Genomic DNA, 16,185 nt, shown 5'->3' with positions numbered 1-16,185 from the left:
CTTTCACCAGATAATTGGTTCATCACCAAAAGTTGTGGATGACATTTGTTAAAACGTATGCCATATAGGTTGATCTTCGTTCCGACTGGGCGACTCCTTGGGGATCAGCGTCACAGATGAAACCCTGGAGCGAGCACCGCGAGTGAAGCGGCTCATCGGACGCCCCCAGGAAGCTCTGCTCTGCGCGAAAGTGAAGCGTCAGCGGCAATGTTTTATCTGTGCGAAAGCGTAGCGACAGCAACACGGTTTTGTCTGTGTGAAAGCGAAGCGTCAGCAACAACAAATGTTTTCTGTAGCGAAAGCAAAGCGTCAGCTACAAAGCGCCCAGTCGGAACGGAAATCAACCACACGTTTTGGTGAAGAGCCAGATAATTACAGTATTCAGAAATAAATTATTTTAATGACATAACCGTCATTTTTTAATTTCGGCCTACTTTTTAATAAAATTTGACAATTAATACTATACGTCATATACTATCATCATACTATATGCCATATAATATAAAACCTTGTATAGGTAATAAAATGTGAGGTGAGAGAAGATGACATTTCAGCTTGGCTCAGCTTTACTTGACGCTTGTGTACTCGCCATCGTTGATAAAGAGGATGCTTACGGCTACTCATTAACACAGCAAGTACAATCTGTGATGGATATATCAGAATCTACGCTTTACCCAGTTTTACGTCGTTTACAAAAAGCAAATTACTTAACAACCTACGATCAGCCCTATCAAGGCAGAAATAGACGCTATTACCAAATTACAGAGCAAGGTCGAATACGATTATTGGAGCTATTAAAAGAATGGCAACTGTATAAAGAAAAAGTTGATTGTGTACTTTTAGGAGGGGAAAAAGGATGAATAGAGCTAGCTTTCTGAAAAAGCTACGGGGGAAATTACACCGTCTTCCAGCGCATGAGATTGATGCTGCGCTTGCCTATTATGAGGAATATTTCGATGAAGCAGGAGAAGAAAATGAACAGAAGGTCATTCAACAGCTAGGTTCCCCTTCTCATGTTGCATCACAAATAATGGCGGACTATGTATTAAAGGATTTAGAAGCAACCCCAACTTCGACTAAGAAAAATATGTCTGCGATTTGGATTATCATTCTAGCAATATTATCTGCCCCACTTTCATTACCGTTACTAGCAGTTGCTATAGCGCTTATTTTTTCATTTGGTGTAGTCATTTTCAGCATTGTCTTTGCAATTATTGCAACTGTACTTAGTATCATTTTCGGTGGAATCGTTGCACTTATTTCAGGCTTCTTCATTTTAACGGTGGACTGGCCGACAGCGTTACTCTTTATGGGTGTTGGCTTTATTGTTACAGGTTTAGGCATCTTACTTTTCCCAGTCGTTGCTCGTTTTATCAAAAAAATAGTCGTTGTTTGTGTTGAAACACTAGCTAGACTATTTCATAAAATAACGAAAAAGCGGAAGGAGGGATACTAATGATGTCTCGACATACACATATCGCTATGACTATGATTGCTTTTGGCATACTGTTAGCTCTAGTTGGTTATTTCTCTGGCGGAAAATGGAACTTTGTGTTAAATGATGAAGGCATCCATGTGCCCAAGAGCAATAAACTAATAAACAATTCTTATGAACTGGATGATTTTACTAACATCAATGTTGTCAATAACTATGGCGATGTTGAAATTGTTACTAGCGATCGTTATGCATTAGAAACAAATGTTGTTGAAGATGATGATATTACGTATAGCATTAAAGATAGTACATTAACTATAGAAACAAAGACTAAGAAAAAGAATGGTTTACAATTCGGTTTTAGTAGCTTTAATTCTCCTTCCATCAAAATCTATGTTCCTGCAGATGTAAAATTGAATACCGTTGTCCTTAATAGTAAGTTTGGGGATACAACCATTCATGATTTGAATTATCAGCAGTTAAATCTTATTGAAGATTTTGGAGACATTATATTTAAAAACACTACTGGTGATAAAACGGAGATTACTCAATCGTTTGGTGATATGAAGCTACAGCAATTTTCAAGCAATGGCTTCGTTGCTGAAAGTGATAATGGTGATATTGACATAGATGGTACATTAAATGGTCAATCCTCTATTACGTCTAGCTTTGGAGACACCACACTTCACTTACAAAACAAAAAAAGTGAAATTGGCTTTGAATTAGAAACTGACTTCGGGGATCTTACAGTTGATAAGAAAGATCAAAACGGCAAAGTATCACAAGAATATAAAGGTGATAATCAGCTAAAAGCAACACTTTCAAATGGTGACTTACAGTTGACGTTGAAATAAAATGAGCATTGCTGAGTTAGAAGTTAGAAGCGGTTGTTGGTCGGTTGGGCTCTCTTTTGCGCCGCTAAAGTTGGTTGCTTCGCCGCTTGGACTCGCTTTTGCGCCGCTAAAGTCGGCTTTTCCGCCGCTTGGACTCGCTTTTGCGCCGCTAAAGTTGGCTTTTCCGCCGCTTATACTCTCTTTTGCGCCGCTAGTCGGTTACTCCGCCGCTTGGACTCGCTTTTGCGCCGCTAAAGTTGGATACTCCGCCGCTTATACTCTCTTTTGCGCCGCTAGATACACTTACTTCGCCAATAGAGGATCTAAATTCCATTGAATACACAAAAAAGCTGCAAGATTCCCATGATTCTTGCAGCTTTTGATTTATAAAATTTTAATATCCCCAGCATAAATTGTTCGGACTGTGCCATCATCCTGTGTTAGCTGTAGTACACCTTCATCGGTAACGCCACTGGCAATGCCCTCAAAGCGCCCACGTAAAGTTGTCACTTCAATACGTTTCCCAATGGTACATGACATTTGTTCCCATAAATTTTTAATGCTAGCAAAGCCCTCTTTCACGTATAATTCCGTGAATTGTTCTAAGTATTGTAAAATAGATGCGACAAGGGCTGCACGATTAATTTCCTCACCCGCTTCTAAACGTAAAGAGGTTGCAATATTAGCAATCTCTGGTGAGAAATCTGATTCGACTTGGTTTGCATTAATACCAATGCCTACTAGTAGTGCTTGTACAAGGTCTGCCTCAGCCTGCATTTCCGTTAAAATTCCTGTACATTTCTTACCATTAATGAGTAAATCATTTGGCCATTTAATGGCCGGCTCAACATGTTTATATAATGTTTTAATAGCCATTGTCACCGCAACAGCTACAACAAGCGTATATGATGAAGCTTGCTGAGGAGTCACATCAGGTCTCACGATAATGGTCATCCAAATACCTGTACCTTTTGCAGATTCCCATGGACGCGCCATACGACCACGACCAGCAGTTTGCTCCTCCCCGATTATGATCGTGCCATGTGGAGCGCCTTCCTGTGCAAGCCTATGGGCAATTGTTTGCGTAGAATCTACAACATCAAAATAATGAATTTCACGTCCAAAGTGTTCCGTATTTAAAAACAGGTCAATTTGTGTTGGACTTAAGCTATTTGGCACACCAGTCAGCACATAGCCTTTTTTCTTTACAGTTTCAAATGTATAGCCTTCCTCCTGCAGCGTCTGCATATGTTTCCATACAGCTGTACGTGATACTCCAAGAGAATCTGCAAGCTCCTGACCTGACACCGCTTCACCATTAGCAGCTAATATTCTTTTTAAAATTTCATCCTTCATGGAAATACTCATGCTCAAATCAATCCTTTAGTAAATTCTACCATTAGTAATTTCTGTTGCTATAATCTTATTAGTATTAATCATACTGTAAATTATGACAATTGACTACAAACTATCTTCGAATATCTTTTAGTTACTAATTATGCACGATTTTCACCTATATTGTTTCGGATCTTTTTCTCTTTTAATAGGTCCTTTATGAGCAAAAGTCCATTCAATGATATGGTCGCTAATTCTATCATATACATCGTCGTCAAGATATGGTGAATCATAATTTAATAACGTATCAATATCCATTCTTATTTCACACAAAACATTTTGATCAAAAGTCTCTTCGTTATTTAAAACTTCCCATAAATAGTGACAAAAAAGTTCAAATCCTTCATCCCAATTACAATTTCCATTGTTCTGTGCTTCATACCGAAGTCTTTCAATCGCCCTTATTAGTTCACCTTCAACTGTATCTGCCTGCCCACTCTTTGGAACATAATTTTTCCAAATATATTTAGCTTCCTCAAAGTATTTCATAATAACCTCCATAAAGATTCTTTAATCGGTTTCCAGTCAGGATTTCTTTTGTCTTCAATTCCTGGCTTTCTAACATGATGACTAAATTGCTCTTCTGAGACACCCAAACGGAAATAGTTTGATTGCGCCTCTACCAAAGAGATTTTATTAGCCCCCTCTTCATCTATATTTACTTTCTGAAAAGGATCGTCCTCCCAAAAACAAATTGGACAGATTTCATACTCACCATCACTATCAATTGTTTTATAACCACAACATGAACAAGGATATTTCATACATTCACCAAACTTTCAAAAGACTTATTGATTAACTATATTTTAACATTACATTGAAAGTTAAAGGTTCGCTGAATTTGTTCTAAGGTCGAATACAATCATTGTACTGACAGATGGGTATTTGTTTTTACTCTTGGCTTCGTCCATATACTAAATTAAAAAGGAGCCATCTCTCGTTTTTGAGACGGCTCCTTTTATTACAGAAACGTATTTTCATTCTTTGGTGAAATAATCGTGTTCTATCCAATCCTTTATTTCCTGTCGGCCATTTTCAAGCTCATCATTCACAACCGCTTCTAGCATCGCCTGCAACGCTTCTTTTACCCATGGTCCACCTTTTTTTCCAGACCATTTTAACAAGTCCGAACCGTTTACAATTAGCTCCTGCTTATGTTTAATGGGAAGCTTTGTCTGTATTTCCTCAATGCTTTGCTGTGGCATTTGAACGTTTAACTGTCTAAGCTCCGCAAAATAACAAGCTGCTTCGAGTTCCTGTTGTGTATGCGAAAAATAATCCATATTCGTCCAGCCATTCTTTAAAGCTTCTAGAGCTGCTAACACAGCTTTTACAAACGCCATCTCCTTATTCGATAAACGATAGCTGCCAAGCACCTCTCGCCAATGCTCACCCTGTAACAATGCAAAATATGCCCAACCTAATAGCTTGTCTTGAGCATTAAACTCACTCCAGTGATTAGCTTGAAAATTACCATTCAAATGTGCTCCTAAGCCACTTTCCTCTAGCTTTTGAATGCCATTAAAAACATCTTTCCCTATCCATAGCTTATCAAGCTCTGCCTTTATGCGCTCTTTCGCAATCCAAGAAATAGTATCAGCCTTGTCCTTCATTGCTTTCAAGGTTTCTGATTCAATCACGAAACCGAGCTGCGCTGAAAAACGTACGGCTCTCAGCATTCTTAATGCATCTTCTGAAAAGCGTTTCTGCGCGTCACCAACAGCTCGAATTAGTCCAGCCTCAATATCTTGGCATCCTCCGTAAAAATCAACAAAAGAGCCATCACGGCGCATTGCTATGGCGTTCATCGTAAAATCTCGGCGCTTTAAATCTTCTTTCAGCGAACGTACAAATTGCACTTCCTCTGGTCTACGGTGATCCGTATATTCACCATCTGTGCGATATGTCGTGACTTCGACAGGTCCAGCTGGCACGATAACAAGTACCGTCCCATGCTGAATCCCTACATCAACCGTGTTATTAAAAACAGACTTTACTTCTTCTGGCATAGCAATTGTTGCAACATCTACATCATGGGCGGGACGACCGAGTATTGCATCTCGGACCGCACCACCAACGACCACTGCTTCAAAGCCTACGTTTTCAAGTTGTTCAATAACTGAATAGGCTGCTTGCCATTCTTTATTGTTTTGCATGATTTCTTTCAGCAACCTTTTCGTACAATTTTTCATATTGCTCTACAATTTTAGCTGAGTGGAATTTTTCATCAACAGCACGAATAGCTGCTTCTCGGAAACGTTGTAATTTCTCTTCATCATTCAATAGATTCACTGCATATTCTGCCACTGCATCCGTATCTCCTAATTCCACTATATAGCCATCTACATCATGCTCAATGACTTCAGGAATACCGCCTACAGCCGATCCAATACAAGGTACGCCACAAGCCATTGCTTCAAGTAAAACTAACCCAAATGATTCCTGCTGTGATAGCAATAATTTAAGGTCACTTATGGCATACAATTCAGCTAAGTTTTCTTGTTTGCCCAAAAATAGAACATCTTTCATATAAGGACTTTCCTTTACTTGGTCCATCACACGATGCTTTTCAGGACCGTCACCTACAAGCAATAACTTTGCCTTCATGTTTGCACGAATCTTCATAAAGGCGTCGATAATATGCGGAAGATTCTTAATTTTACGGAAGTTCGATACGTGAATAATAACTTTTTCATCTTCTTGAATTCCAAACTGTTCCTTCAAGTTCCCTGGATTGCGTGGGAAGTATTCACGTTCATCAACAAAGTTGTAAATTGTAGTAATTGGCTTTACTGTATCAATAAGCTCGTAAGTTTGTTGCTTTAATGCCTCAGATACTGTCGTAACGATATCAGATTTGTTAATGCCATACTTAATTGCCTGTGAAAGGGTAGAATCCTGCCCAAGCACCGAAATATCTGTACCATGTAGCGTTGTAACAATCCCAATGTCACGACCACTCATTTCTCGTGCTAAAACAGCACAAACAGCATGTGGTATTGCATAATGTACATGTAGCACATCTAATTCTTCATCTTTAATCACGTCCGCCATTTTACTCGCTAATGCTATATCATATGGCGAATACTGAAATACTGAATAGTTATTAACTTCTACTTCATGGAAAAAGACGGTTGGATAAATTTTATTCAATCGAAATGGTACGCTTGAGGTGATGAAATGAATTTCGTGTCCTCTCTCTGCAAGCATTTTTCCTAATTCTGTTGCGATAACACCAGAGCCTCCAACTGTTGGATAACAGGTAATGCCGATTTTTAGCTTTCTCATTCGATTATCATCCTTTCTAAATCACGTCTTTTTTAATCTCGTCTTTCTTGAATCAGTCTCCAATCCACAAAGCCTTCTTGTAGGCCTTTTAGTAATATTTCTGCAGTTCCCATATTTGTGGCCAGAGGCACTTGGTATACATCACAAAGACGAATAAGTGCAGAAACATCTGGCTCATGTGGTTGTGCTGTTAAAGGATCACGGAAAAAAATGACCATGTCCATATCATTATTGGCAATCATTGCGCCAATTTGTTGGTCGCCACCAAGTGGACCTGAGCGAAAACGTGTTACCTCTAAGCCTGTAGCTTCAATAACGCGCTGTCCAGTTGTGCCTGTAGCAAACAGCGTATGCTCATTTAATATATCTTGGTAAGCAATAGCAAACTGTACTAAATTATCTTTTTTGCGATCATGTGCAATTAATGCGATTTTCATAAAGCTTTCATCCCAATCTTTAGATGATGTTTTCTAAACCATATACTAGTTGATCCATTTTCATGACCTCTTCTACGCAGAAAGCTACTCCGGACATAAATGAATTACGATTTAATGAATCATGACGAATTGTTAATAGCTGCCCATCGCCACCAAATAACACTTGCTGGTGTGCCACTAAACCAGGTAAGCGAACAGAGTGAATGCGCATGCCATCAAATTCTGCCCCTCTTGCACCCTCAATAGTTTCTTTTTCCTCTGGATGTCCTTGCAATTTGGTTGCTCGCACTTCTTGAATCAATTGTGCCGTTTTAACAGCTGTTCCTGATGGCGCATCTAATTTTTGATCGTGGTGCATTTCAATAATTTCAACATCAGGTAAATATTTTGCTGCTTCCTTGGCAAATTTCATCATTAGAATTGCCCCAATTGCAAAGTTTGGTGCAATAATGCAGCCCAGCTCTTTTTCTTTAGCAATTGTTGATAACTCCTTAAGTTGTGCATCTGTGAAGCCTGTTGTACCAATTACAGGTCGTACATTTAAATTCAAGGCCTCTTTAGTATGTTTGTAAACTGCATGCGGGCTTGTTAAATCTACTAATACGTCTGGTGCGGTTGCCTCTACAAGGTCATGCATATCTGTAAAAATCGGTACTGTATAACTTGCTGGAAACATTTCTAAATCAGCTAGTGTTTTTCCTACTTCCTTATAATCTAATACAGCTACTAACTCCATTTTGTCATGTTTCATGACAGTATGTACAGCTTCAGCTCCCATCTTACCTCTAGGTCCTGCTATTGCTACACGAATCGACATTATTCTTCATCCTTTCTAGTCCAACGACCTTGATCCCTTGTTTCAAATTTATGTATGACACGTAAAAGTGCTTCATCTAATTTAATGCCCTGTGCATTTGCAAAGCAGACTAAAACAAAGAAAAAGTCACCTAATTCTTCTTCAATGCTATTCGCTTCCTCTGTGCTCTTTTTCTTCTTTTGTCCGTAAACATCCTGCACTTCGCGAGATAATTCACCAAGCTCTTCAGTTAAACGTGCCAGTAACTCAAATGGCGGGAAATAGCCTTCCTTAAATTGTCCAATATAATCATCAACACGCTGCTGTAAAGCTTGCATTGTCACTTGTTCAGTCATCAAAATCACACTCCTACATACCATCGTATAAAATTTACACCATTGTTGTCAAAAACAATAAAATGTCAGATAATAGATAGCACTACTTCATTTGTTTGGAACCTCAGGAGGTCATATGCTAAAACAGATCAAAATCCGTAATATCATCGCAATAATGCTCGGAGCGGCCATTTTTAGCTTCGGATTTGTCCACTTCAACATGCAAAATCAGCTTGGTGAAGGTGGCTTAAGTGGGATTACACTCATACTCTATTTTACACTAGGCTGGGACCCTGCATTACTGAATTTATTATTGAATATTCCAATGTTTATTATTGGTTATCGTTTACTTGGGAAAAAATCATTTATTTATACGCTTGTTGGAACTTTATCTGTTTCAGTTTTCCTTAAAGTTTTCCAAAAATATCAATTTACTATTCATTTAGAGGACGATATGTTACTCGTTGCTCTTTTTGCTGGGGTTTTTGTTGGACTTGGGCTCGGTATCGTTTTTCGCTTCGGTGGTACAACTGGCGGTGTAGATATTTTGGCACGCCTTGGGCATAAATATTTTGGCTGGAGTATGGGTAAAACGATGTTCAGCTTTGACGCTATCGTCATTATCTTATCATGGCTAACGTTTTTAGATGCACGCTCTATGATGTATACCCTCGTTGCGGTATTTGTGGGCGCGCGCGTCATTGATTTTGTTCAAGAAGGAGCATATGCAGCACGTGGAGCACTTATTGTATCCGAAAAATCTAGCACCATTGCTGAGATGATTGCATTACGAATGGAACGTGGTATCACTATACTAGAAGGTCATGGCCATTTCACAAAGCAACAAAAAGAAGTTATTTATTGTGTCATTGGTCACAATGAGGTTGTGCGCTTAAAATCTATTGTTCATGAGATTGATCCACACGCTTTCGTATCTATCATAGAAGTACGAGATGTTGCAGGAGAAGGCTTCACGCTTGACGACCAAAAACAACCGCTCCATTAAATTTACTCATCTGCCTGCTTTCCTCGAATAAAACTTTTTTTCGTTGGAGGTAGGCTTTTTTACATAATAAATTGTAAAACCAGGCGTGTTGATTAAGGAAAAAATAGGTTTATTATTGAGCGATAAAAGGATTTTTTTGTTGCTATAATGCTAAAGAATTTCCATTTTAACTGATTGGAGCGTAGGGCTACTCGACTCCCGCGGGAAAGCGAGGAGGGCACTGAAAAACTCATCAAAATTAAAATTTTTTAACTCAAAAAAAATATCGGGCGCCATTTCATCCTTTTTTAGGAAGGGGTCGTCCGATTTCTTTCATTATTCTTTGCTTTTTTCGTTCATTAGTTTTAAAATTCTCTTCATATTCACGACAAATAGCGTTGCGGCTGCTTGTATTTGCATACCAAATAGACCCGTGGCGTTTGCTTGATTATACCCGTGTCTGTTTTTTATTTCACTATTCTTTGCTTCGATTTTATAGCGTTCTTTTGCCAATTGTTTAAAGGATTCCGTTTCCTGAAACACTTCTTGTTCTATGTGTTCATTTGACAGAAGAGAAACTGAATAACTTTTTGTTTTCGCTCCTTCTTTATAACACCCTTCTTTTAAAGGACAAACTTTACATTTTTCTATATCAAAGAAATATTTTAATTGTGTATTTTGCGTGGAATTCTTACGCTTTTTAATACTTTTACTCTTTGCTAAATGTCCAGCAGGGCACACATATAAATCGGCATCTTTATTAAACTCAAACTTACTTTCTTGCTTCCGTTGACCGTTCGTAATAACAGGATGTAGCCTTGAAATGAGTTGAATCTCTTTCTTTTTTGTGTATAATAAATTCTCTTTACCAGAATACGCTGTATCTCCAAGAATGGTGTTCACTTCTATGCCTGCTTGCTCACTCTTCTCTACTAGCTCTTGTAAATAATTCCCGTCACTTTTTTCACCTGTTGTTACAACTACTGCTGTTATAAGTCTTTCATCACTCATTGCCAAATGTGTTTTATAACCAAAGAAAGGATTCTCTTTAGATTTATAACCGACACGTGCATCAGGATCAGCTGAGTAATTTATTTTAAGCTCATAATCTTCAATAACTTCTTTGAGGACATTTACTTTTTCTTGTACACTTGGTATTTGAGCAATAGCCTTATTTTCTTCTATTATTTGAATGACTTGGTGACAATAGTCCACTTCTTTTTGGATATCTTGAGAAGTCGGTTTAGTGGGAAATTTTGATTTCATTGTTTCATCGAATTGATACACGGCTTTTCGTACCTGTTTTGATTTCTCTTGTAAAAACTCTTTCGGGGACTTCTGTTGGTAGCGTGCCTTCGTATGTGTTGCGTCTACAATCAATGTTTTACTTTTTAAAACACCCTGTGCAATAGCTAGTTCTACGGTTTTGTGAATGAGTAAATCTAACAATTGGACATCTTGTAAACGTAATCGACGGAATTTTGTTAAAGAACTTGCCTCAATAACACCTTCTTCTGGTGCCATATCTAAAAAATATTTAAAGGACATATCATATTTAGAACGTTCTACTACATCAACATCAGAAATATCATAAATTGCCTTAAGTAATAAATATTTGAACATACGAATAGGTGAAATAGCGTAACGACCATTATCTAGACAATATTTAGTCTCTAATTCCTCTAAAACAAAAGTAAAATCAATTAATTCCTTCATTTGACGAAGCATATTATCTTTTGGCACAACTAAATCATAGATTGCCATATGAGGACTAAGAGCAAGCGTTTCTTGTTTGGAAAGCATAAAAAGCACCACCTAAAATGAACAGTATACTAATAATTATAGATGAAAAAGAAAAGGAAGTAGAGAAAAAATTCGCTACTTCCTTTATCTAACCACTTTTTCAGTGCCCTCGAAAGCGAGACAGACGAGACCCTGCACGAAGCGAAGCGGAGGAAGCGGCTCGGCGCTCGCCCGCAGGAAAGCGAGTAGCCCGTAGCGGAAATCAGCCTCTTCGAATGATAATGATAGTTAATCAACACACCTATTGTAAAACCATAGTTTAACGGTCTCCCGCTGAAAGAAGTTAAAAAACTTGCTATAGTGACATACCACTACAACAAGTTTTTTATTAGTCGTCATTGCGCATATTTGTAAAGATTAATACTAAACGTAATAATTCTAATACTGCTACTGCTGCTGCGGCAACATATGTTAATGCTGCAGCACTTAACACTTTTCGTGCTGGACGCTCTTCTTCATTTGTAATAATTCCCAATGAATTCATTTGCACTAACGCACGTTTTGAAGCATCAAATTCTACTGGTAACGTTACTAATTGGAAAAGCACACCTGCTGCTAATAATATGATACCTAGAAGTAACATATTCGAACTACTTGCAAAAATACCAATCATTACAAATAACCATGACATATTTGATGAAATATTTGCGACTGGAACTAGCTTGCTACGTAATGTCAGCATTGAATAAGCTTCTTTATGCTGGATAGCATGGCCAACCTCGTGGGCAGCAACTGCAGCACCTGCAATACTAGCCTCATAAAAGTTACTTTCCGATAGTGCAACTGTTTTTGTCGCCGGATTATAATGATCAGACAACACACCTTGCGTTGGAACAACTCGTACATCATATAAACCGTTCGCATCTAAAATCGCACGCGCTACCTCTGCACCTGTTTGTCCCTTCATTGTACGTTCTTTTGCAAACTTATTATACGTGCCCTTCACTTTTATCTGTGCATAAAGTGGCAGTAGCATAATAATTGCAAAATAAACAATATACATGCTTGTTGACAATTTTCTAACCCCTTTCTATCTCTATACTATAATTCTATAATCAATTACTTAATTCGGCAAATATTTGCGCCACCTAATTGAGAAGATGGCTAGAAAAATGCATACAATTGATAACCAAAAAGTAAAATAGCCAATATAGCTTGTATACTCTGCCAAATCACGGTACATTGGCATTTGTCCAAATACATAATCAATCACATCATTATGCAATGTCCATACCGCTGCCACGGCAACATGCCAATATGAAAAAACATATTTACCGATATAAAGGATTGCTTGGACAGCCATCGCAAAATGCGAGCCTACCAGCATCCATCCCTGCCAACCGATCGATCCAGTTTCAATCAGTGTCCAAATATTCATGACATCAGCCCATATCCCATACTTCACTAGTGTAACAAGTGCTAGCACTTCCATGAGCGGCCAACTTTTGCCCATAATCCAAGCTAACAATACAAAGCAAAAGAATAAACTGGCTGTCGGACTATCTGGCACAAAAATATAAAAAATTGGCTCTGTGTTGGCAAGCTGACCCCCATACCAATAATAACCGTAAATAGTTCCTAATAGATTGATAATGAATAATAATATTAAGAATGACTTATGGGTAAGGAGATACCAGATGTTTGCACGTGTAATTTGCATGATTAAAACTCCTTTATTTTCCGTCTTTACTAAGATGTCTTTTTTTATTTTTATTATGTATAAATAGTCTTTTTTTATTGTTTTATTAATGCCCAAAAACTGTATACTAGATAATTTCTAGTACATCTGACCATCTTTTTCGACATTTTTCTCTAAAAAACATTATTTTTCGGGAACCATTTTGATGTTGTAACAGTCACATTATTATAGAAGTAGAAAAAAAGAGCCAGTTTCCTGACTCTTTTAAACTAAGCTTATTATTTAGCCTTTAAGCTCGCAATAAATTCAGCTAATTGTTTGGCTTCTTCGTCTGTACCCTTGAATACGCCAGGTGGCATTTTGCCGCGACCATTATGGATAATATCTTCAACTTCTTCAGCTGTTAGTTTATTACCAACTAATGCTGGAGCAGCTGGGCCACCTTTTAAGTCAGCAGCATGACAGCCGATACAAGATTTAGCTTGTTCACCAGTGTCACCATTCCAAATTTTAAATCCTGGAAGTGATTCATCAATATCAACTTCAACTTCTTCTACAATTGCACCCATAGCTTTTTGAGCTTCCCAGTCATGGTTAACAACTGACTCCCAAGTTAAGTAGAACATAGCAGCCAAAGTTAATAACATAAACGCTGTCGGTAACGGACGTTTAGATGGACGGCGTTCTGGACCTTTGTCTAAAAATGGCATTAATAATAGCGCTCCAAATGCAAGACCTGGAATTACAACGGTTCCAATGACTTGGTATGGACCAGAAGCAAATGAATATTTTAATAATTGATACAAGAATAAGAAATACCAGTCCGGTAATGGCGTGTATGCTCTTGTAGGATCAGCTGGTCCTTCAAGTGGTGATGGATGAGCAACTGTTAATAACAAATAAGCAATTAAAAATACAGCACCAACCATCCATTCTTTTAGTAAGAAGTTCGGCCAGAAAGCTTCCGTCTTACCTGGATATTCGGAATAATCCTTTGGAACGTTCGGCATTCTGTGATTTGCTTTAATACGAGAATCACCAACAAATTTCATTCCTTTTCCGCGATGCATTATGTCCCCTCCTTTAAAAAATCATCGAACCGTCAAGAATTATTACAACGGCCCTGAAATTCCTTGACGACGAATCATGATAAAGTGTGCTGCAAGTAACCCAAACAATACTGCAGGTAAGAAGAATACATGAATCGCAAAGAATCGTGTTAACGTTTGAGCTCCAAGAATAGTTGAGTCACCCGCTAATAAGATTTTAATAAACTCACCGATAAACGGTACAGATGCAGCAATTTCGATACCTACTTTTGTAGCGAATAATGCTTTCATATCCCATGGTAATAAGTATCCTGTAAAACCAAGACCCATCATTACACCAAAAATACCTACACCAACCATCCAGTTTAATTCACGAGGTTTCTTATAAGAACCTGTAAAGAATACACGAAGAGTATGTAAGAACATCATTACGATTACTAATGAAGCTCCCCAGTGGTGCATACCGCGTACGATTTCACCAAATGCTACTTCGTTTTGTAAATAATAAACTGATTTCCATGCATTCACTACGTCTGGTACATAGTACATTGTTAAGAACATACCAGATAGTATTTGAATAACTGTGATGAAGAAAGTTAATCCTCCGAAACAGTAAACGAATGCTGAAAAATGGTGTGCAGGGTTTACGTGCTCTGGCACTTCGTGGTCGGCAATATCACGCCAAATCGGTGTAATATCTAAGCGTTCATCGACCCAATCATAAATTTTATTTAGCACTGTTTTGTACCCCCTTACTAAACTAGAGTATTTGCTTTAGTTGGACCAAGCGATAAGTAACCATCTTCTTCTTTAACTTCGTATTCATCCAACGGACCTGTAGGCGGTGTACCTGGTACGTTTTTACCATTTTTCTCGTAACGTCCAGCGTGACAAGGACAGAAGAATTGATTTGGATGCCCTGAATCTTGCTCCCAGCCCACCATACATCCTAAATGCTTACAAACAGGAGATAATGCAATGATTTGATCGCCATCTTTGTAAACCCAAGCTACGTTTGTTACTTCTGATTTGTACCATGCGTCAACTTGTTCAAATTTTAAGTCAACTTTAATTGGTTTGTCAGTAATATCAGCGATTTTATGCTCTGTCTTTATAAAATTCCCACCATCATGCTTTTGTAATAATGGGTCAATTGCAAAGCGAAGCATTGGCATCAGCATACCTGCCGCCATAAATCCACCTACACCAGTTAGTGTATAGCTTAGGAATTGACGACGTGAAACTCGATTATTACTCATTTTTTTCCCCCCTCTAACTTAAAGGTCAGTCCAACGGACATACTTTTACAAATAGTAATACTAGGACATATCTATGATATATCAAGACCATAGCTTGGTCAATATAGCATTCTGTGGAAAGCTGGAGAATGTGAACATTTATTGAAACAAATTGTTAAATCTGTGCCCATTTGGTCGAAAGTATCGGAATCACTTGTCGCAATTGATCTTCGAGAATAGAGTTTTTCACACCTTTATCCATGCTTTCTAATGGAATCGCTGGTAGCCAAATAACATTTACTTCCTCTCCAATATTTGTCCAAGAATGGTCACAAGTAATGAAGAACACATGCTTAAAACCAGCATTATGTAATTGCGCCTCTAATTGCTTTGGCATTTCTTCGTTTTTTAAAGTTACACTATACGAAAATGGTGGCATCAATAATAGGCGACCTTTAAATTGTTGTTCGATAAATGATGTGAGTGATAACAAAAAATCTGCTTCTGTACCACTCTGTTTCAATCTTTCAGAAGTTAAATCGACGGATACGAGTGGAACAATTGCTGTATCAATAAAATCCTTCTGTGCCATAAACGATGTCAAATCGTTTGCATTAAAATACATCCAACAAACCTCCTCATGTTGCATAAATCAATTTCGCCTTGGTGTAATTGTAACTGTAGCGCAGATAAACAATGCGTCCGGATTTTGAATTATGCCTCAACCCGACATGATGTCGATCATTTCTGTAATGCCACAGGACGTGGCGATTTTACCGATGCAGATCAGTTAGCCGTTTTCACAGGTTGTGAAGGTTTTAGGCTAACATCCTTATATTCCTTCATTTCAAAATCCGTGACATCCGCTAGGGTTTCAATACACCTACTGAATAAAGATAAAAAAATGCCCTTTTCCCACTCTTTAATAGGATAACCAATAAAAAGTGAAAAC

Annotated in this window: 21 protein-coding genes; 6 read left to right on the top strand and 15 right to left on the bottom strand. The window is 38.1% G+C overall.

Going from position 1 to position 16,185, the window contains the following annotated elements; translation table 11 throughout:
- The first annotated feature begins 97 nt into the window (after positions 1–97).
- The 5 genes from QUF91_RS08770 (at position 98) to QUF91_RS08750 (ending at position 2,289) form a co-directional block, all read left to right on the top strand.
- Positions 98–232 (top strand): hypothetical protein, encoded by a 135-nt coding sequence (locus QUF91_RS08770; protein WP_289417540.1) that lies wholly within the window; start codon positions 98–100, stop codon positions 230–232.
- Positions 233–256: 24 nt separating this feature from the next.
- Positions 257–391 carry a hypothetical protein gene (locus tag QUF91_RS08765; protein WP_289417539.1) on the top strand — a complete coding sequence of 45 codons (135 nt, stop codon included), beginning with the start codon at positions 257–259 and terminating at the stop codon, positions 389–391.
- A gap of 151 nt (positions 392–542) precedes the next feature.
- A complete protein-coding gene (locus QUF91_RS08760) occupies positions 543–860 on the top strand; it encodes a PadR family transcriptional regulator (protein ID WP_285398126.1) in 318 nt (105 codons plus the stop codon).
- Positions 857–1,456, top strand: a complete 600-nt coding sequence (locus QUF91_RS08755) for a DUF1700 domain-containing protein (protein ID WP_289417538.1) — start codon at positions 857–859, stop codon at positions 1,454–1,456. The genes QUF91_RS08760 and QUF91_RS08755 overlap by 4 nt, the downstream gene beginning before the upstream one ends.
- Positions 1,456–2,289 (top strand): DUF4097 family beta strand repeat-containing protein, encoded by an 834-nt coding sequence (locus QUF91_RS08750; RefSeq protein WP_289417537.1) that lies wholly within the window; start codon positions 1,456–1,458, stop codon positions 2,287–2,289. The genes QUF91_RS08755 and QUF91_RS08750 overlap by 1 nt, the downstream gene beginning before the upstream one ends.
- Positions 2,290–2,652: 363 nt before the next feature.
- Here QUF91_RS08750 and QUF91_RS08745 read toward each other — a convergent pair whose 3' ends face one another.
- The 8 genes from QUF91_RS08745 to QUF91_RS08710 all read right to left on the bottom strand — a co-directional run bounded on the left by QUF91_RS08745 (position 2,653) and on the right by QUF91_RS08710 (position 8,540).
- Positions 2,653–3,636: a biotin--[acetyl-CoA-carboxylase] ligase gene (locus QUF91_RS08745; RefSeq protein ID WP_289417536.1), complete on the bottom strand. Its 984-nt coding sequence runs from the start codon at positions 3,634–3,636 to the stop codon at positions 2,653–2,655.
- Positions 3,637–3,777: 141 nt separating this feature from the next.
- The gene (locus QUF91_RS08740; protein ID WP_285398131.1) at positions 3,778–4,152 is read right to left on the bottom strand and encodes a hypothetical protein; all 375 of its coding nucleotides are present in this window, start codon (positions 4,150–4,152) and stop codon (positions 3,778–3,780) included.
- Positions 4,149–4,427: a CPCC family cysteine-rich protein gene (locus QUF91_RS08735; RefSeq protein ID WP_285398132.1), complete on the bottom strand. Its 279-nt coding sequence runs from the start codon at positions 4,425–4,427 to the stop codon at positions 4,149–4,151. The genes QUF91_RS08740 and QUF91_RS08735 overlap by 4 nt, the downstream gene beginning before the upstream one ends.
- 213 nt (positions 4,428–4,640) lie before the next feature.
- Positions 4,641–5,819, bottom strand: a complete 1,179-nt coding sequence (locus QUF91_RS08730) for a CCA tRNA nucleotidyltransferase (protein WP_289417535.1) — start codon at positions 5,817–5,819, stop codon at positions 4,641–4,643.
- A complete protein-coding gene (bshA, locus tag QUF91_RS08725; protein ID WP_285398134.1) occupies positions 5,806–6,951 on the bottom strand; it encodes an N-acetyl-alpha-D-glucosaminyl L-malate synthase BshA in 1,146 nt (381 codons plus the stop codon). Before bshA ends, QUF91_RS08730 begins: the two co-directional genes overlap by 14 nt.
- 32 nt (positions 6,952–6,983) lie before the next feature.
- Complete coding sequence (mgsA, locus tag QUF91_RS08720; protein WP_289417534.1) at positions 6,984–7,388, bottom strand: methylglyoxal synthase; 405 nt, start codon at positions 7,386–7,388, stop codon at positions 6,984–6,986.
- A 19-nt stretch (positions 7,389–7,407) separates the two neighbouring features.
- Complete coding sequence (gene dapB / locus QUF91_RS08715) at positions 7,408–8,205, bottom strand: 4-hydroxy-tetrahydrodipicolinate reductase (RefSeq protein ID WP_289417533.1); 798 nt, start codon at positions 8,203–8,205, stop codon at positions 7,408–7,410.
- Complete coding sequence (locus QUF91_RS08710) at positions 8,205–8,540, bottom strand: nucleotide pyrophosphohydrolase (protein WP_289417532.1); 336 nt, start codon at positions 8,538–8,540, stop codon at positions 8,205–8,207. The genes dapB and QUF91_RS08710 overlap by 1 nt, the downstream gene beginning before the upstream one ends.
- 115 nt (positions 8,541–8,655) lie before the next feature.
- Between QUF91_RS08710 and QUF91_RS08705 the strand changes: the two genes are divergently transcribed.
- Positions 8,656–9,525, top strand: a complete 870-nt coding sequence (locus QUF91_RS08705; RefSeq protein ID WP_285398137.1) for a YitT family protein — start codon at positions 8,656–8,658, stop codon at positions 9,523–9,525.
- 315 nt (positions 9,526–9,840) lie between these two features.
- Here QUF91_RS08705 and QUF91_RS08700 read toward each other — a convergent pair whose 3' ends face one another.
- The 7 genes from QUF91_RS08700 to QUF91_RS08670 form a co-directional block, all read right to left on the bottom strand.
- Positions 9,841–11,307 (bottom strand): IS1182 family transposase, encoded by a 1,467-nt coding sequence (locus QUF91_RS08700; RefSeq protein WP_285398117.1) that lies wholly within the window; start codon positions 11,305–11,307, stop codon positions 9,841–9,843.
- 328 nt (positions 11,308–11,635) lie between these two features.
- Positions 11,636–12,310 (bottom strand): zinc metallopeptidase, encoded by a 675-nt coding sequence (locus QUF91_RS08695; protein ID WP_289420035.1) that lies wholly within the window; start codon positions 12,308–12,310, stop codon positions 11,636–11,638.
- Positions 12,311–12,370: 60 nt separating this feature from the next.
- The gene (gene lhaT / locus QUF91_RS08690) at positions 12,371–12,967 is read right to left on the bottom strand and encodes a lipoprotein heptaprenylglyceryl N-acetyltransferase LhaT (RefSeq protein WP_289417531.1); all 597 of its coding nucleotides are present in this window, start codon (positions 12,965–12,967) and stop codon (positions 12,371–12,373) included.
- Positions 12,968–13,224: 257 nt separating this feature from the next.
- Positions 13,225–14,016, bottom strand: a complete 792-nt coding sequence (locus tag QUF91_RS08685) for a menaquinol-cytochrome c reductase cytochrome b/c subunit (protein ID WP_285398139.1) — start codon at positions 14,014–14,016, stop codon at positions 13,225–13,227.
- A 42-nt stretch (positions 14,017–14,058) separates the two neighbouring features.
- On the bottom strand, positions 14,059–14,733 hold the full coding sequence (gene qcrB, locus QUF91_RS08680; protein ID WP_285398140.1) for a menaquinol-cytochrome c reductase cytochrome b subunit: 675 nt from the start codon (positions 14,731–14,733) through the stop codon (positions 14,059–14,061).
- Positions 14,734–14,750: 17 nt separating this feature from the next.
- Positions 14,751–15,254 carry a Rieske (2Fe-2S) protein gene (locus QUF91_RS08675; protein ID WP_289417530.1) on the bottom strand — a complete coding sequence of 168 codons (504 nt, stop codon included), beginning with the start codon at positions 15,252–15,254 and terminating at the stop codon, positions 14,751–14,753.
- A 154-nt stretch (positions 15,255–15,408) separates the two neighbouring features.
- Positions 15,409–15,858, bottom strand: coding sequence for a DUF2487 family protein (locus QUF91_RS08670; protein WP_289417529.1), 450 nt, complete (start codon positions 15,856–15,858; stop codon positions 15,409–15,411).
- Positions 15,859–16,185 lie beyond the last annotated feature (327 nt).

The organism is Lysinibacillus sp. G4S2 (assembly GCF_030348505.1).
Classification (GTDB): domain Bacteria; phylum Bacillota; class Bacilli; order Bacillales_A; family Planococcaceae; genus Lysinibacillus.
The sequence above is the reverse complement of the archived record's forward strand: the minus strand, read 5'-3'. Positions and strand labels throughout refer to the sequence as shown.

What these genes read in the sequence shown, in the direction of transcription:
- QUF91_RS08760 (WP_285398126.1), top strand. Translation starts at nt 543, where the DNA reads ATGACATTTCAGCTTGGCTCAGCTTTACTTGACGCTTGTGTACTCGCC.
- QUF91_RS08755 (WP_289417538.1), top strand. Translation starts at nt 857, where the DNA reads ATGAATAGAGCTAGCTTTCTGAAAAAGCTACGGGGGAAATTACACCGT.
- QUF91_RS08750 (WP_289417537.1), top strand. Translation starts at nt 1,456, where the DNA reads ATGATGTCTCGACATACACATATCGCTATGACTATGATTGCTTTTGGC.
- QUF91_RS08745 (WP_289417536.1), bottom strand. Translation starts at nt 3,636, where the DNA reads ATGAGTATTTCCATGAAGGATGAAATTTTAAAAAGAATATTAGCTGCT.
- QUF91_RS08740 (WP_285398131.1), bottom strand. Translation starts at nt 4,152, where the DNA reads ATGAAATACTTTGAGGAAGCTAAATATATTTGGAAAAATTATGTTCCA.
- QUF91_RS08735 (WP_285398132.1), bottom strand. Translation starts at nt 4,427, where the DNA reads ATGAAATATCCTTGTTCATGTTGTGGTTATAAAACAATTGATAGTGAT.
- QUF91_RS08730 (WP_289417535.1), bottom strand. Translation starts at nt 5,819, where the DNA reads ATGCAAAACAATAAAGAATGGCAAGCAGCCTATTCAGTTATTGAACAA.
- bshA (WP_285398134.1), bottom strand. Translation starts at nt 6,951, where the DNA reads ATGAGAAAGCTAAAAATCGGCATTACCTGTTATCCAACAGTTGGAGGC.
- mgsA (WP_289417534.1), bottom strand. Translation starts at nt 7,388, where the DNA reads ATGAAAATCGCATTAATTGCACATGATCGCAAAAAAGATAATTTAGTA.
- dapB (WP_289417533.1), bottom strand. Translation starts at nt 8,205, where the DNA reads ATGTCGATTCGTGTAGCAATAGCAGGACCTAGAGGTAAGATGGGAGCT.
- QUF91_RS08710 (WP_289417532.1), bottom strand. Translation starts at nt 8,540, where the DNA reads ATGACTGAACAAGTGACAATGCAAGCTTTACAGCAGCGTGTTGATGAT.
- QUF91_RS08705 (WP_285398137.1), top strand. Translation starts at nt 8,656, where the DNA reads ATGCTAAAACAGATCAAAATCCGTAATATCATCGCAATAATGCTCGGA.
- QUF91_RS08700 (WP_285398117.1), bottom strand. Translation starts at nt 11,307, where the DNA reads ATGCTTTCCAAACAAGAAACGCTTGCTCTTAGTCCTCATATGGCAATC.
- QUF91_RS08695 (WP_289420035.1), bottom strand. Translation starts at nt 12,310, where the DNA reads ATGTATATTGTTTATTTTGCAATTATTATGCTACTGCCACTTTATGCA.
- lhaT (WP_289417531.1), bottom strand. Translation starts at nt 12,967, where the DNA reads ATGCAAATTACACGTGCAAACATCTGGTATCTCCTTACCCATAAGTCA.
- QUF91_RS08685 (WP_285398139.1), bottom strand. Translation starts at nt 14,016, where the DNA reads ATGCATCGCGGAAAAGGAATGAAATTTGTTGGTGATTCTCGTATTAAA.
- QUF91_RS08675 (WP_289417530.1), bottom strand. Translation starts at nt 15,254, where the DNA reads ATGAGTAATAATCGAGTTTCACGTCGTCAATTCCTAAGCTATACACTA.
- QUF91_RS08670 (WP_289417529.1), bottom strand. Translation starts at nt 15,858, where the DNA reads ATGTATTTTAATGCAAACGATTTGACATCGTTTATGGCACAGAAGGAT.